Raw genomic sequence first — 12,968 nt, 5'->3', positions numbered from 1 at the left:
CTAGCCTGTGTTCGTCATGCCGATCGTCTGTTGAAATCTCGAACACAGACGCTTAGACCCAAGGGAGGGGGCCGGACGTGGGACGCCTCGTGCCTGCCGTGACCCGGGCTCTCGACATTCTTGAGCTGTTCCTGGACGGGGACGGGACGCTCTCCGCCCCCGACATCGTGCGCAAGCTGCAGCTGCCGCGCACCACCGTGCACGAGCTGGTCACCACGCTCGCCGCACGCTCGTACATCGTGCAGGTACCGGGTCAGCCCGGACGGTACCGGCTCGGCGTACGCCCGTACCAGCTCGGCAGCCGCTACGCCGAGCAGCTCGACCTCGCGGCCGAGGGCCAGCAGGTGGCCCGCTCGGTCGCGGAGACCTGCGACGAGACGGTCCATGTGGCCATACTCGAGGGCACCGACGTCATCTACATCGCCAAGGTCGACTCCACGCACGCCGTGCGCATGGTCTCGGCCGCCGGCCGCCGGCTGCCCGCCCACTGCACCTCCGTCGGCAAGATGCTGCTGGCCTCGCTGCCGGAGCAGGAGCTGGCGGCGCGGATCCCGGACGACGCCGAGCTGGCCGCGATGACGCCCAACAGCATCACCGATCCGGCCGCGCTGCGCGAGGCCCTTGCGGAGATCCGGCAGCGGGGCATCGCGGTGGAGAGCCGTGAGTCCAACCCGGACGTGTCGTGCGTGGCCGCCCCCGTGCGCGACCGCGCGGGCCACGTGGTCGCCGCCCTCTCCATCTCGGTCCCCATGATCCGCTGGAGCGACGAGCGGCGGGCCGAGCTGGAGCAGCTGGTCGTGAAGGGCGCGGCGGAGCTGTCGGAGCGGCTCGGCCACCGGAGCGTGGCATGACGTCGTACGAGGTCGCCGTGCGGGCGGAGGCGGCGCTCGGCGAGGGCCCGACCTGGGACCCGGCAACGGGCCGCCTCATCTGGGTCGACGTCCTGGGCATGCGCGTCCACACCTACGACCCCTCCTCCGGCCGCCGCACGATCCGTACGACTCAGCAGCACGTCGGCGCGGCAAAGCCCCGCGCGGGCGGCGGCCTGGCCCTGAACCTGCGCGACGGTGTCGGGCTGCTCGACCCCGACGACACCTTCCGCTGGCTTCACCACGAGCCCGTCCCCGGCCGCCGCGCGAACGACGCGGCCGTAGCTCCCGACGGGTCCCTCTGGGCGGGCACGATGCGCTACGACGAGGCGACGGGGGGCGGCACGCTGACCCGCCTCACCGGCGACGGGGACATACGGCTCGCCCTCCCCGACGTCACCGTCAGCAACGGCATCGGCTGGAGCCCCGACGGCCGCCTCATGTACTACGCCGACACCCCCACCCGGCGCGTGGACGTCTTCGACCACGACACCGAGGGCATCCGCAACCGGCGCACGCTGGTCGAGATCGAGCAGGGCGCCGGCTTCCCCGACGGCCTGACGGTCGACGCGGAGGGCTGTGTGTGGGTGGCGCTGTGGGACGGGGGAGCGGTCCGCCGCTACACGCCGTCCGGCGGCTTGGACCGTGTGCTCACCTTGCCTACTCCGCGTACGACGGCCTGCACGTTCGGTGGCCCGGACCTGACCGACCTGTACATCACGACGGCTCGTACGGGATTGTCGGCACCGCATCCGATGTCGGGCTCGGTGCTGGTGGTACCCGGTGTGGGCAAGGGGTTGCCGCAACCTGCGTTCGCCGGCTGAGCGGTACTGGGGCTGGGCGGGGGTGGGTTTCGCTTGCCCGCGCGGGCGGGGTGCCGCTGCGCCCACCCGTGCCGCCCCAGCGGCACGACTGCCCGCAGCTACGCGGGACCATTCAGGCTGACGGTGCTGCAACTCCCCAGGGGCGCGGGGAACTGCGCGACCAGCTCCCACCGGCCCGCAGCCTACGAAACCCCCGCAGCCTTCCGCTCCTCCACAGTTAGCGGAGGTCCAGTCAGTGGCGGCTTCAGCGGCCCCACCGCCGCAGCGATCAGCATGCTCGGGGTCAGCAAAGACTCCGCGCCCCGCTGCAGCGCCGTCACGTCCGTCACCCGGCGGGCAATGCGGCCGTTGCCCGTCGCGGTGTGCAGGAGGCGCTCGACGTAGGCGGACAGGAGGCGGTCCCGGAGAGTGGGGCCCGTCTCGGTCGCGCCGGGGTAGAAGACATCCGCCCCGATGGCCAGGTCCCAGGCCGCCCGAACCGTCCGCCCCACCGCCTTCTGGATGTGACGGGACAGGCCGGGGGTGTCCAGGGAACGCAGGCCCTGACGGCGGATCACGTCCCGCAACGCGAGGGCCGACTGGGCCGACACCGCCATCCCGTGGCCGTACAAGGGATTCAGCGCACACACCGCATCCCCGAGCACCACGAAGCTCTCGGGCCACACCGGCATCCGCTCGAAGAAGTAGCGCCGGTTCGCGGTCGTCCGGGTCAGCGCCACCTCGGTCAGCGGCTCCGCGTTCGCCAGCAGCTCGCCGATGATCGGATGGCGAAGCTCCTCGCGGGCGTACCGGGCGAAGTCGTCCGCGGTCGTGGGCATTTCGTCGCCGCGGCCGCCGAACAGCGTGACGATCCACTTGCCGTCCTCGACCGGCATCAGCGCGCCCCCGCGCCCGGTCCCCGCGCTCCGCGGATCGGGTTCGATGTTGACGATCGGGAAGCCGTCCCGCGCCGCCTGCTCGGGCGCCCGGAACAACCGGCTGGCGTACACCAGTCCGGAGTCGACCTCCCGCCGCTCCGGCCCGGGCAGCCCCAGCTCGGTCAGCCAGTGGGCGGCCCGGGAGCCACGGCCGGTGGCGTCCACGACGAGGTCGGCCGACAGGGTGCGCTCGGCGTCGTTGTGGGCCCGGATCCGTACCCCGGTCACCGCCGCGTCCGTGCCCGTGAGGGCGACCGCCTCTGCCCGCTCCACCAGCTCGATGTCCCCGTCGGCCAGTACGAGTTGCCGTACCACCCAGTCCAGCAGGTCCCGGCTGGCCGGCAGCATGAACGCCGACTCGGCCCACCGCCGGTACCAGCCGTGCGGCGACAGGGCCACCATGTCCGTGGTCATCGGCACCCGGCTCACCCCGGCCGCCCGCAGCCGCCCGATCGCCCCGGGCAGCAGCTGCTCCAGCGCCCGCGCCCCGCCCGACCACAGCTGGTGCACGTGCCGGGCCTGCGGCAGCCCCTTGCGCGGCTCGGGCCCCGCGGGCAGCGCGTCCCGCTCGACCACGGTCACCCGGGCGCCGGTCGAGGCCAGGGCGCGGGCCGCGAGCAGGCCGGCGAGAGAGCCGCCGAGCACGACGGCGACGGGCTTGCGTTCAGTCATGTACGGCAACGCTCTCTGCTGGGGCGGTCGCACGCGCGCGGACCGCCTCGATGTCGTCGGGACGGCGCAGGGCCCGGGAGACGGCCGCGATCTCCTGGAGCAGGCTGGTGGTGTCGGGCCCGGCGGCCTCCCCCAGTGCCTCAAGGTCCTGGGGGGACCCCCAGGGCGGCTCGGGGTCACGGGCCTTCGCCTCGGTCGCGTCGAGGATGCTCACCGCGGCCGCCAGCGCCCGGGCCCGGGCCGGCGGATGCCCGAGGTCGAGCGCGGCGTCGTACGACCGCCTGTTCAGGCCGGTGTCGATGTGCCGGGCCAGCGGCAGCAGCACGTCCCGGATGAACGTCTCGCGCCGGGTCAGCCGCAGCTCGGGCGTGGCCCGCAGCACGAACGGCACGCCCTCCCCGCTCGTGGACCGCATCAGCTGGTACAGCGGCCGCAGTTCGCGGTGGGCGAGCCGGACCCGCCAGCGATCGTGCAGGTACTGGCCGGCGTGCGGCAGGATGAAGCCGACGGCGATCAGGATGGCGGACAGGGCGGCGACCGGCGGGGCGAGGTTGGTGCTCAGCCAGTCCAGGTCCTGCCCGAACCAGCGCGCGACGACGGCGATCAGCTTGCTCGCGTCGAAGATCAGGTTCAGTACGTAGCCGGCCCCCAGCAGCTTCAGTCCCCAGCGCAGCCACGCGTCCAGGCCCTCGGTGCGCACCCAGTTCCAGATCAGCTTGGAGGTGATCAGGCAGGCCACGGCGTGCGCGACGAGGTAGAGCAGGATCTCCTCGCGCATGAACGGGGTGGTGGCGTAGTACGTGTCGAGGTCCCGCAGCCGCTCCACGGGCGCGTCGGCGAGCAGGAACAGCACCCACAGCGCGACGACCACCCCGGAGTAGACCGAGACGACCCAACGCATCGCGCGCCGGGTGGCGGCCGAGCGGTCGGACAGGCCGTTGCGCCAGGTGATGATCAGCAGCAGACAGGATCCGCAGAACGCGGTGATCAGCGAATAGCACCAGGGCGCCGAGATGTTGGGGACGCCGGTGAACCGGTTGACGGCGGCGATCGTGGACGGGGTGCAGAACACGAACACCCCGCAGGCGAGCAGCAGCAGTCCGCCGACCGCGCGCAGCAGCGGGTCCCGCCACAGCCGGATGATCGTGGGCAGCTTGATCACCAGGGCCGCGGTGAGCACCGCGGTGGGGATCCAGAAGGAGATGTAGAACTCGCTGAGGAAGTCCGAGGGGTCGAGTGCCAGCAGGGTCACCGCGCGGCTCCGCCTTTTTTCGTCGCTCGGTTCGCCTGGTCGCGTCCGCGGTAGCCGAGAGAGCGCTGGACCGGGTCGAGGGGCGTGCCCGGGCCGGGACCGGTGAGGTAGGGCCGGAACAGCGTGGCCAAGCGGTGGCCGAAGTCGTCGGCCTCGGCCTCGTCCACCTCGCGGGAGCCGTTGCGGGCGGCCACCGTCAGGGCCATGTCGCGCCAGCGGGGCTCGCCCGCGAGTGCGCGGGCCGCCGCGGCCCCGGCCAGGTGGTGGTGCCGGTGCCCGGTGTGCAGATGCCACAGCTCGTGTCCGAGGATGACCAGTTGCTGCACGGCCTCGGCCCGCTCCTCCACGATGACCAGGTCGAAGTCCTGGAACTCCACCCACAGGCCGGTGACCTCGATCTCGTCCGGGAAGCGCTCGAAGCGCAGCTCCACCGGCCGTCCGGCTCGCCGTACGGTCATCTCCTCGCACAGCGCCTGGCACAACTCGCGGACGCCGTCGGGTGGTTGTGGTCGCGTGCGGAGGGCGGTGGCGAGGTCGGCGGCCAGGGTGCGCATCGCCGGGCCCGGGCGGGAGCCGTACAGCCATGCGGCCAGCCGCGCCGCCCGCTGCCGCGCACCCGCGATGGTCATCGGTCCCCCTTCTCACTGCCGGTGTGCGGTTCGTCCGAGCGTACGCGCCTGGATGTGTCCGCGTCAGGTGATCGGACGACCGTCGTTCAACGCGGAACGACTGCTTCCGCTCCCGTGACGAGCGAAAGCTCGCGTCCAACCCATTGACGCGCAAGCGCTTCGATTCTACGGTCCCGTTCGAAGTTACGGGCAGTATTCGATATCCCGAACGGTGGGGGCAAGGTATGGGACAACCTGGCCTGAGTCGCAGGCAACTTCTAGGGGCGGCCGGAGGGTTGGCGGTGGCCGCGAGCTTCGGTTTCGCCGCCCTCGGCAGCGGAGCCGACGCGCTCGCCTCCAGTGCCCGCACACGGGTGCGCTACTGGAACCTCTTCAGCGGCGGCGACGGCGGCAACATGGTCGCGATGGTGGACGCCTTCCACCGGGCCGACCCGGACGTCGCGGTCGGCCTCCCCGGCACCTGGACCGACCACGGCAAGGCCCTCCCCGACGCCCCGGTCCACCACCTGGCGACCCGCCCGGACGCCCCCTACGCGGTGGAGGGCGCCTCGATCCTCCACCACGGCGCCTACTACTACCTCTTCGCGTCGTACGACGCCTGCTGCGCGGGCGTGAACTCGACCTACAAGATCAGAGTGGGCCGCTCGACATCGATCACCGGCCCGTACGTCGACAGCACCGGCACCCCCATGCTCAACGGTGGCGGAGACCTGCTCCTGTCCGGCCACGGCCGCTACATCGGCCCCGGCGGCGAGTCCACGTTCCGCACCCACGGCAAGACATGGCTGGCCTACCACTACTACGACGCAACCGACAACGGCCCCCCGAAGCTGGGGCTGAACAAGCTCGGCTGGTCAAAAGAGGGTTGGCCAAAGTTCTTTTAGGGGCGCGGGGAACTGCGCGACCAGCCACAACGCACCCGCACTCGCCGACGAATCACCAGCCACCCACCCTGAAAGGCGCACATGCACCCCGCCCGCTTCACGCTGGACCCCGCCTTCACCATCGGCGAAGTAAGCCCCCGCCTCTTCGGCTCCTTCGTGGAACACCTCGGCCGCTGTGTCTACACCGGCATCTTCGAGCCCGACCACCCCACGGCCGACGCCGAAGGCCTCCGCACCGACGCCCTCGACCTGGTCCGCGAACTCGGAGTCACCACGATCCGCTACCCCGGCGGCAACTTCGTCTCCGGCTACAAGTGGGAGGACTCCGTCGGCCCCGTTGAGGACCGCCCCCGCCGCCTCGACCTCGCCTGGCACTCCACCGAGACCAACCGCTTCGGCCTCTCCGAATACATCGCGTTCCTGAAGAAGCTCGGCCCCCAGGCCGAACCCATGATGGCCGTCAACCTCGGCACCCGCTCAGTCGCCGAGGCTCTCGAACTCCAGGAGTACGCCAACCACCCCGAAGGCACCGCCCTGTCGGACCTCCGTGTCTCCCACGGCGACAAGGACCCCTTCGGCATCAAACTCTGGTGCCTGGGCAACGAGATGGACGGTCCCTGGCAGACCGGCCACAAGACGGCCGAGGAGTACGGCCGGATCGCCGCCGAGACGGCCCGGGCCATGCGCCAGATCGACCCCTCCGTGGAACTGGTGGCGTGCGGCTCCTCCAGCCAGTCCATGCCCACCTTCGCCGCATGGGAGGCGACCGTCCTCCAGGAGACGTACGAGCTGGTCGACCACATCTCCCTGCACGCCTACTACGAGCCGGTCGACGGCGACCTGGACTCCTTCCTCGCCTCCGCCGTCGACATGGAGTCCTTCATCGAGAACGTGGTGGCCACGGCCGACCACGTGGGCGCCCGCCTCAAGTCCAAGAAGAGGATCAACCTCTCCTTCGACGAGTGGAACGTCTGGTACCTCTCGCGCTGGGAGGAGTACGCGAGGACCCTCGACCGGACCGGCTGGCCGGAGGCCCCCCGCCTCCTGGAGGACAACTACAGCGTCACCGACGCCGTCGTCTTCGGCTCGCTGCTCATCGCCCTGCTCCGGCACGCCGACCGCGTCACCGTCGCCTGTCTCGCCCAGCTGGTCAACGTGATCGCGCCGATCATGACCGAGCCGGGCGGCCCGGCCTGGCGGCAGACGACGTTCTTCCCGTTCGCGCAGGCCTCGAAGTACGGCCGGGGCGAGGTGCTGGACGTGCGGGTGGACTCGCCGACGTACGAGACGAAGAAGTACGGCGAGACGGACCTGCTGCACGCCACGGCCGTGCGCGCGGCCGACGGCACGGTCACGGTGTTCGCCGTGAACCGCAGCCGTACGGACGCCCTGCCCCTCGAAGTCGCCCTGAACGGGCTGGAGTTGACGCACGTCACCGAGCACAGCGCGCTCGCGGACGCCGACCCCGACGCCCGCAACACCCTGGACGACCCCGAGCGGGTCGCCCCGCACCCGGTCGAGGGCACCGCCCTGCGGGACGGCACCCTCACCGCCGTGCTGGAGCCCCTGTCCTGGAACGTGATCAGGCTCGCCTGAGTGGTCTCAGCGGCCGGGGGAGAGCACCGGAGTCACCGGTGTCCCCCCGGTCGCCCGGCCCAGCAGGGTCAGCTGGACGTTCCCCGGGCCGGACTCCGTGGTGAACTCCGAAAGGACCGCCAGCGCCAGGGTGTTGGAGCCCCGGGTGCGCAGGATGCCGTTCGGCAGGACGAAGGTGTGCTGCGGGCCGACGTTGTTGATGTACTGGCCCATGTTCCAGCCGTTGAGGAAGATCTGCGCCCGGTAGGCCCGGTACGGGTCGTCCTCCAGGGTCAGACCGATCGAGGCGTCGATGTCGGCCGGGACCGACAGCCGGAAGCTGGTCCGGTACCAGGTCACGCCCTGCCGCCGCTCGGCCCGCGGGAAGGTGACCGCCTTCCAGTCGCTGTCGCTGTCGCGGAAGCCGGGCAGGTGCCAGCCCTCGCGCTCGCCGTACAGGCCGCCGTTGTTCTGCGGTCCGCGCACCGGGTCCGGTGCCGCCTCGCCCTGGATCCGCCAGGTCACCTTCGGCGCGGCCCCCTTGAAGAGGGCGGCGGTGAGGCCGCGGGCCGCCTTGTGGGTGTCCAGCGCCTTGCCGTCCTGGTCGTGCTGCATGCGCCGGACCAGGACCGACAGCACGTGCCGGCCGGGCGAGCGCAGCCGTTCGTCCACCGGGAAGACCGCGGTGGCGTCCCAACTGCCCTTCCTGACCGTGGTGTTCTTGTCCGGCACGGGCATCCGGTGGGTGCCCAGCGGCTCCCCGTCCAGCCATGCCATCAGCAGGCCCTGCGTGCCCGTGGTGTAGGCGAGCGAGACCTCCTCGATGCCGGCGGAGTCGCTGAACGTGCCCCGGTACCAGACGTCTCCGTAGTGGAAGCCGTAGTCGTCCGCGAACAGCACCGGCTGGTCCTCGGGGACCGGGGTGATGCTGTACGACGACGTCCGGTCCGCCTTCTTCCAGGACGAGTCGTCGAAGTTGGGCCCGGCCTCCGGGTTCTCGGTCCGCATCCGCCAGCGGTCCAGCCGGGGCAGCACGACCTCCGGCACGGAGGGCAGCATCCCGGTCGTCATCACGCTTTGGGACATGGTGATCCGGGTCGGCACCTTGCGCCCGTTCCACACCAGGCTCGTGATCCCGCGCGGCCCCCACACCTCCACGCTGGTCTCCTCGGTGACGTCACCCGTCAGGTGGACCTCGGAGCCGCGCACCTCGGCGTGGCGCAGCAGCGAGGGGCCGTACACCAGCAGGGTGCCGGACGGGGTGTCGTACGGGAAGATCCGCACGGCGGTGGCGTCGTCGGCGAAGAGCAGCAGCAGCGGGATGTCGCTCTCGCCCTTGGCGACCAGCACCCGGGTGAGACCGCCCTGCCCGAGGATCGCGTTGACGTGCAGTTCGTTGCTGTCGTACGCCCAGGCGCCCTCCGGGTCGAGCCGGGTGACGAACGGTTCCTCCGGGCACTTCAGGACCAGCTCCGCCATGTCGTCGCGGCGGCCCGCGAACACGGCGATGTCCTGCCGCCCGGCCGTCACGCACAGCATGGGCTGGGTGGTGGAGTACTTCAGCGTCCGGTGGCCTAGGCGGAGTCCGGTGGTCAGCATGCGGGCGTCGCGCGCGGGCACGGTGATCTTCAGGTCCCCCGCGTCCGTGGGCAGGTCGGTGGTGACCGGCTCGGTCCCGTCGTTGCGGGCCACGTACACCTGGGTGCCGGTGTCCGGGTTGGAGAGGTGGTAGACCTTCAGCCCCTCCGCCTTGACCTCCGCCGCCCGGTCCAGCCGGGCGAAGTCGGGCACGCGCTGCAGCAGATGCCCGAGCTGGTGCATGGGGGCGATCTTGTCGGTGACGTTGCGCGCCTCGTCGATGGCGGCCCCGTAGTCGTACGACGTGTAGACGACCGGTGCGGGCAGCCAGCCCCACGACGTCCCGCCGAACGTCATGTACACGTTGTGCAGGGTGATGCCGTTGGCGAGGTTGGTGAGGTAGAAGCGGCGCTCGTAGGCCGCGTCCCGGGTGCGCCGCGACTCGGCGTACCCCTTGCCGTCGAACCAGGACCCGCCCCACGGGTCGAACCAGCCGCCCCCGAACTCGGGGATGAACCCGGGCGTGCGCGGCGAGGCGGTGGACCCGCCGGTCGGCCCGCCGGGCCCGAAGGTGCCCCAGTCGGGCGGCGTCTGGGACGGCGACGGATACCCGTCGAAGCCGTACAGCCAGCCGCCCCGCTCCCCGCCGGTGTCGAACGCGCCGGGGACCCAGTGGCCGTTCCTGCCCTTGTCGTTGTGGAAGAGCGGGACGTCGATCCCGTCGTCCCTGACCTTCTTGTACAGGTGGGACATGTAGTCCCGGCCGGTCGCCTCGCCGACGTGGGAGTCGTACTCGTTCTCGATCTGGTAGAGCAGGATCGTGCCCTTGCCCTGGGTGAACAGGTGCCGGCGGGCGATCCGGTTCACCCGGGTCAGCCACTCGTCGACGTGCGACAGATAGGTCGGGTCGGCGGTGCGGGCCGTCCCGTTGGTCGCCGTCAGCCAGCCCGGGAAGCCGCCGCCGTCGACCTCGGCGTTGATGTACGGGCCGGGCCGCAGGATGACGTACAGCCCGGTCTCGGTGGCCATCCGCAGGAAGAGGTCGAGATCCCGGACCCCGGAGAAGTCGTACCGGCCGGGCGCGGGGGAGTGGTAGTTCCACGACACGTAGATGCTCACGGCGTTGTACCCGTGCGCCCGCATCTTCTGCAGCACGTCCCGCCACAGGGACGGGCTCGGCAGCCGGAAGGGATGCATCTCGCCGGACCACACGACCAGCCGCCGGCCGTCGACCAGCAGCGAGTAGTGGTCGTACCCGATCGTGTGGTGCTGCCCGTCGGCGCGCGGCGGGGCGGGCGCCGGACCGGTCGGCACACTGCGCGCCGCGTACGCCGAAGGCGCCCCGGGGCCGCCGCTGCCGCCCAGGGCGAAACCGAGCGCGGCCGAGCCGGCGAGGGCACTGAAGGTACGTCTGCTGAGCGCCAAGGTGGATCCTCCCGGGCGATCTTACGGGGGCGCGGTCCGGCCATTCTCCATGGAGATACGCCCCACAATGGACCCATGAGGATCTCGGCGCGGGCGGATTAGGCGGTGCGGGCGGTACTGGAGCCGCCCGTACGGGAGGGTGACACCCCGATGAAGGCCGAGGAAATCGCCGCTGTACAGGACATTCCGCACAAGTTCCCGGAGGGCATCCTGGGCGACCTCCGGCGCGCCGGAATCGTCGGCAGTCGGCGCGGCGGGGGCCAGCGGCTACCGGCCGGCCCGGGCCGCGGCCGCGATCACTGTGGCGGACGTCATCCGGGTGGCGGACGGCCCGATCGTGTCGGTACGCGGAGAACGCCCGACGGCCCTGTCCTGCACGGGCACGGCCCAGCCGCTGCTGCCGCTCTGGATCGCTCTGCGTGCCAACGTCCGCCGCATCCTGGAGGGCGTCACGATCGCCGACCTCGCGGCGGACGCGCTGCCGGAGCCGGTACGGGCCCTGGCGGCGGAGCCGGCGGCGTGGGAGAACCCGTAGCCCGCCGGGCGGCCTGTGAACGGCCCGAAGTGAATGGCCGGAGTTCGCCCTCCCGGGGCGGAGCGGGGCTTCCTACGATTCCCTCGCCTCCCCCTCTTTCACAGGTTCCACACAGCTTCTGCAAGGTTGAACGGACGGGTCGGAGGCCGAAACCCCCCACTCGACAACTGGAGAAAGCATGGCTGGTGGACTCCTCCTGAGCGGTGCCGTAGCCGCTCTCCTCACCACCGCGATACCCGGCTCGACCTCCTCCCCCGTCTTCGACGACCCGCCGCCGGACAAGATCGTCATCGACGTGGCCACGGTGAACGGCTCCGGCTGTCCCGCGGGCACGGCCGCCGTGGCCGTCTCCCCGGACAACACCGCCTTCACGGTGACCTACAGCGACTACCTCGCCCAGGCCGGCGGCAACTCCGACCCCACGGCCTTCCGCAAGAACTGTCAGCTCAACCTCGTCGTGCACGTCCCGCAGGGCTTCACCTACGCGATCGCGAGCGCGGACTACCGCGGTTTCCTCTCGCTCCAGCAGGGCGCGACCGGCACGCAGAAGGCCTCGTACTACTTCCAGGGCTCGCCGAACACCGCGGCCAAGACCCACCCGTTCGGCGGCCCCTACAACGACGACTGGCAGGCCACCGACAGCACCGACTGGGCCCAGCTGGTCTGGGCTCCCTGTGGGGTGCTGCGCAACTTCAACATCAACACCGAGCTGCGGGTGTCGGCGGGCACCCAGGCTCCCGGCAAGGTGAGCTTCATGACGATGGACTCGACCGACGGGGACATCAGCACGGTGTACCACATGGCGTGGAAGACGTGCCCGGGCAAGTGACGTAAGCCGAGACGTAACCGACTACTGCTGAGGCGCGTCGAACTCCTGGGAGACCACCTCGACGCGCCCGGTGGCAGGATCGGAACGCACGGTGTCCAGGCCCATGCGCTCCAACTCGGCGAGCGTCGCAGCGTGCGTGGTGGTGTTCAGGGCGAGCATGGCCACCTGGGGGCTTCCCTCCCCGAGCACCACCTCCCCGCCGAGCAGCGTCTCCGTCAGCCGGTGGGCGGAGGCCGACGGCAGCGGCTCGTCGACGGCCATGTGCAGCATCAGGTACTCGAACCCGGTGTCCATGCGGCGCGCGTGCGACACCCAGACCGTACGGACGGCCGGGAAGTCCCGTATCCGCCGGGCGAGGGCATCGCGCAGCGCCACGGCGACGGGGTGTGTCGACCAGGTGAGCTTCAGCTGCTGCCCTCCGGCCTGCTGACCTCGCTCGCGCAGCGTCTGGGACAGCAACGGCAGCGGTACGCTCGCCCAGTTCGTGGCCGAGTGGAGCGCGAGGACACCGACGCCGGTCTGCTGGGAGATGTCCAGCAGCCGCAGGGCGTCGCAGTGGACGGCCCCGGCCGCCTCCGGCAACCGCTCGGCGCAGCACGCTTCGCTGACGTAGCCGGGGAGGAGAGGGCTGCCGTCCTCGCTGTTCCGCAGGAACATCACCGACCCGTTCGCCTGCACGGGCACGAAGACGCCGTGATCGGCGAGGGTGGCGAGCAGTTGCTGCGACTCCGACGCGGCGGCGCCACGGTCGAGGATGTCGGCGAGGGCCCCGTTGATGGTCATATGGGGAGCATAGATCAACTGTGGTGAGTTTCCTGGAGGTTGCTGTCGGGGGGAAGTGGGCGGCTTGGCGCCGCCTCTACGTAATTCGATTACTGTGTGTGTTGACGCTCGCATGAGTGGTCAGTGGTTCGACGTTGACCTGTGGGTGATCTGAGCGGCCATTCTTTTCGGCTGGGGCGCGTGGGGGCGCGAGTTG

General features: G+C 71.0%; 9 protein-coding genes and 2 pseudogenes. 6 read left to right on the top strand and 5 right to left on the bottom strand.

Annotated features, from left to right (window positions below; all coding sequences use genetic code 11):
- Positions 1-77: 77 nt before the first annotated feature.
- Positions 78-851, top strand: coding sequence for an IclR family transcriptional regulator (locus ACFY3C_RS32825; RefSeq protein WP_386572127.1), 774 nt, complete (start codon positions 78-80; stop codon positions 849-851).
- Positions 848-1,693, top strand: a complete 846-nt coding sequence (locus ACFY3C_RS32820; protein WP_390773355.1) for an SMP-30/gluconolactonase/LRE family protein — start codon at positions 848-850, stop codon at positions 1,691-1,693. The genes ACFY3C_RS32825 and ACFY3C_RS32820 overlap by 4 nt, the downstream gene beginning before the upstream one ends.
- A gap of 182 nt (positions 1,694-1,875) precedes the next feature.
- Here the strand turns inward: ACFY3C_RS32820 and ACFY3C_RS32815 are convergent, their stop codons facing one another.
- Genes ACFY3C_RS32815 through ACFY3C_RS32805 form a run of 3 tightly spaced genes read right to left on the bottom strand, consistent with a single transcriptional unit; the run spans position 1,876 to position 5,163 of the window.
- Entirely contained in the window at positions 1,876-3,282 is a 1,407-nt protein-coding gene (locus ACFY3C_RS32815; protein ID WP_390773354.1) for an NAD(P)/FAD-dependent oxidoreductase, read from the bottom strand.
- A complete protein-coding gene (locus ACFY3C_RS32810) occupies positions 3,275-4,534 on the bottom strand; it encodes an MAB_1171c family putative transporter (protein WP_390773353.1) in 1,260 nt (419 codons plus the stop codon). Before ACFY3C_RS32810 ends, ACFY3C_RS32815 begins: the two co-directional genes overlap by 8 nt.
- Positions 4,531-5,163, bottom strand: coding sequence for a toxin-antitoxin system, toxin component family protein (locus tag ACFY3C_RS32805; RefSeq protein ID WP_390773352.1), 633 nt, complete (start codon positions 5,161-5,163; stop codon positions 4,531-4,533). The genes ACFY3C_RS32810 and ACFY3C_RS32805 overlap by 4 nt, the downstream gene beginning before the upstream one ends.
- Before the next feature lie 470 nt (positions 5,164-5,633).
- Here ACFY3C_RS32805 and ACFY3C_RS32800 point away from each other — a divergent pair.
- A pseudogene (locus ACFY3C_RS32800) lies at positions 5,634-6,047 on the top strand (family 43 glycosylhydrolase); the annotation flags it as partial.
- 81 nt (positions 6,048-6,128) lie between these two features.
- Positions 6,129-7,643: an alpha-N-arabinofuranosidase gene (locus tag ACFY3C_RS32795; protein ID WP_390773351.1), complete on the top strand. Its 1,515-nt coding sequence runs from the start codon at positions 6,129-6,131 to the stop codon at positions 7,641-7,643.
- A 6-nt stretch (positions 7,644-7,649) separates the two neighbouring features.
- On the opposite strand, the gene ACFY3C_RS32790 is transcribed toward ACFY3C_RS32795, so the two are convergent.
- On the bottom strand, positions 7,650-10,625 hold the full coding sequence (locus tag ACFY3C_RS32790) for a beta-galactosidase (protein ID WP_390773350.1): 2,976 nt from the start codon (positions 10,623-10,625) through the stop codon (positions 7,650-7,652).
- Positions 10,626-10,730: 105 nt separating this feature from the next.
- Between ACFY3C_RS32790 and ACFY3C_RS32785 the strand changes: the two are divergent.
- Positions 10,731-11,160, top strand: a pseudogene (locus ACFY3C_RS32785) (RrF2 family transcriptional regulator).
- 178 nt (positions 11,161-11,338) lie between these two features.
- The gene (locus ACFY3C_RS32780) at positions 11,339-11,989 is read left to right on the top strand and encodes a DUF4360 domain-containing protein (RefSeq protein ID WP_390773349.1); all 651 of its coding nucleotides are present in this window, start codon (positions 11,339-11,341) and stop codon (positions 11,987-11,989) included.
- Positions 11,990-12,010: 21 nt separating this feature from the next.
- Here ACFY3C_RS32780 and ACFY3C_RS32775 read toward each other — a convergent pair whose 3' ends face one another.
- The gene (locus ACFY3C_RS32775) at positions 12,011-12,772 is read right to left on the bottom strand and encodes a hypothetical protein (protein WP_390773348.1); all 762 of its coding nucleotides are present in this window, start codon (positions 12,770-12,772) and stop codon (positions 12,011-12,013) included.
- Positions 12,773-12,968 lie beyond the last annotated feature (196 nt).

Source organism: Streptomyces sp. NPDC001410, from assembly GCF_042895235.1.
GTDB lineage: Bacteria > Actinomycetota > Actinomycetes > Streptomycetales > Streptomycetaceae > Streptomyces.
The sequence above is the reverse complement of the archived record's forward strand: the minus strand, read 5'-3'. Positions and strand labels throughout refer to the sequence as shown.

What these genes read in the sequence shown, in the direction of transcription:
- ACFY3C_RS32780 (WP_390773349.1), top strand. Translation starts at nt 11,339, where the DNA reads ATGGCTGGTGGACTCCTCCTGAGCGGTGCCGTAGCCGCTCTCCTCACC.
- ACFY3C_RS32805 (WP_390773352.1), bottom strand. Translation starts at nt 5,163, where the DNA reads ATGACCATCGCGGGTGCGCGGCAGCGGGCGGCGCGGCTGGCCGCATGG.
- ACFY3C_RS32775 (WP_390773348.1), bottom strand. Translation starts at nt 12,772, where the DNA reads ATGACCATCAACGGGGCCCTCGCCGACATCCTCGACCGTGGCGCCGCC.
- ACFY3C_RS32820 (WP_390773355.1), top strand. Translation starts at nt 848, where the DNA reads ATGACGTCGTACGAGGTCGCCGTGCGGGCGGAGGCGGCGCTCGGCGAG.
- ACFY3C_RS32815 (WP_390773354.1), bottom strand. Translation starts at nt 3,282, where the DNA reads ATGACTGAACGCAAGCCCGTCGCCGTCGTGCTCGGCGGCTCTCTCGCC.
- ACFY3C_RS32795 (WP_390773351.1), top strand. Translation starts at nt 6,129, where the DNA reads ATGCACCCCGCCCGCTTCACGCTGGACCCCGCCTTCACCATCGGCGAA.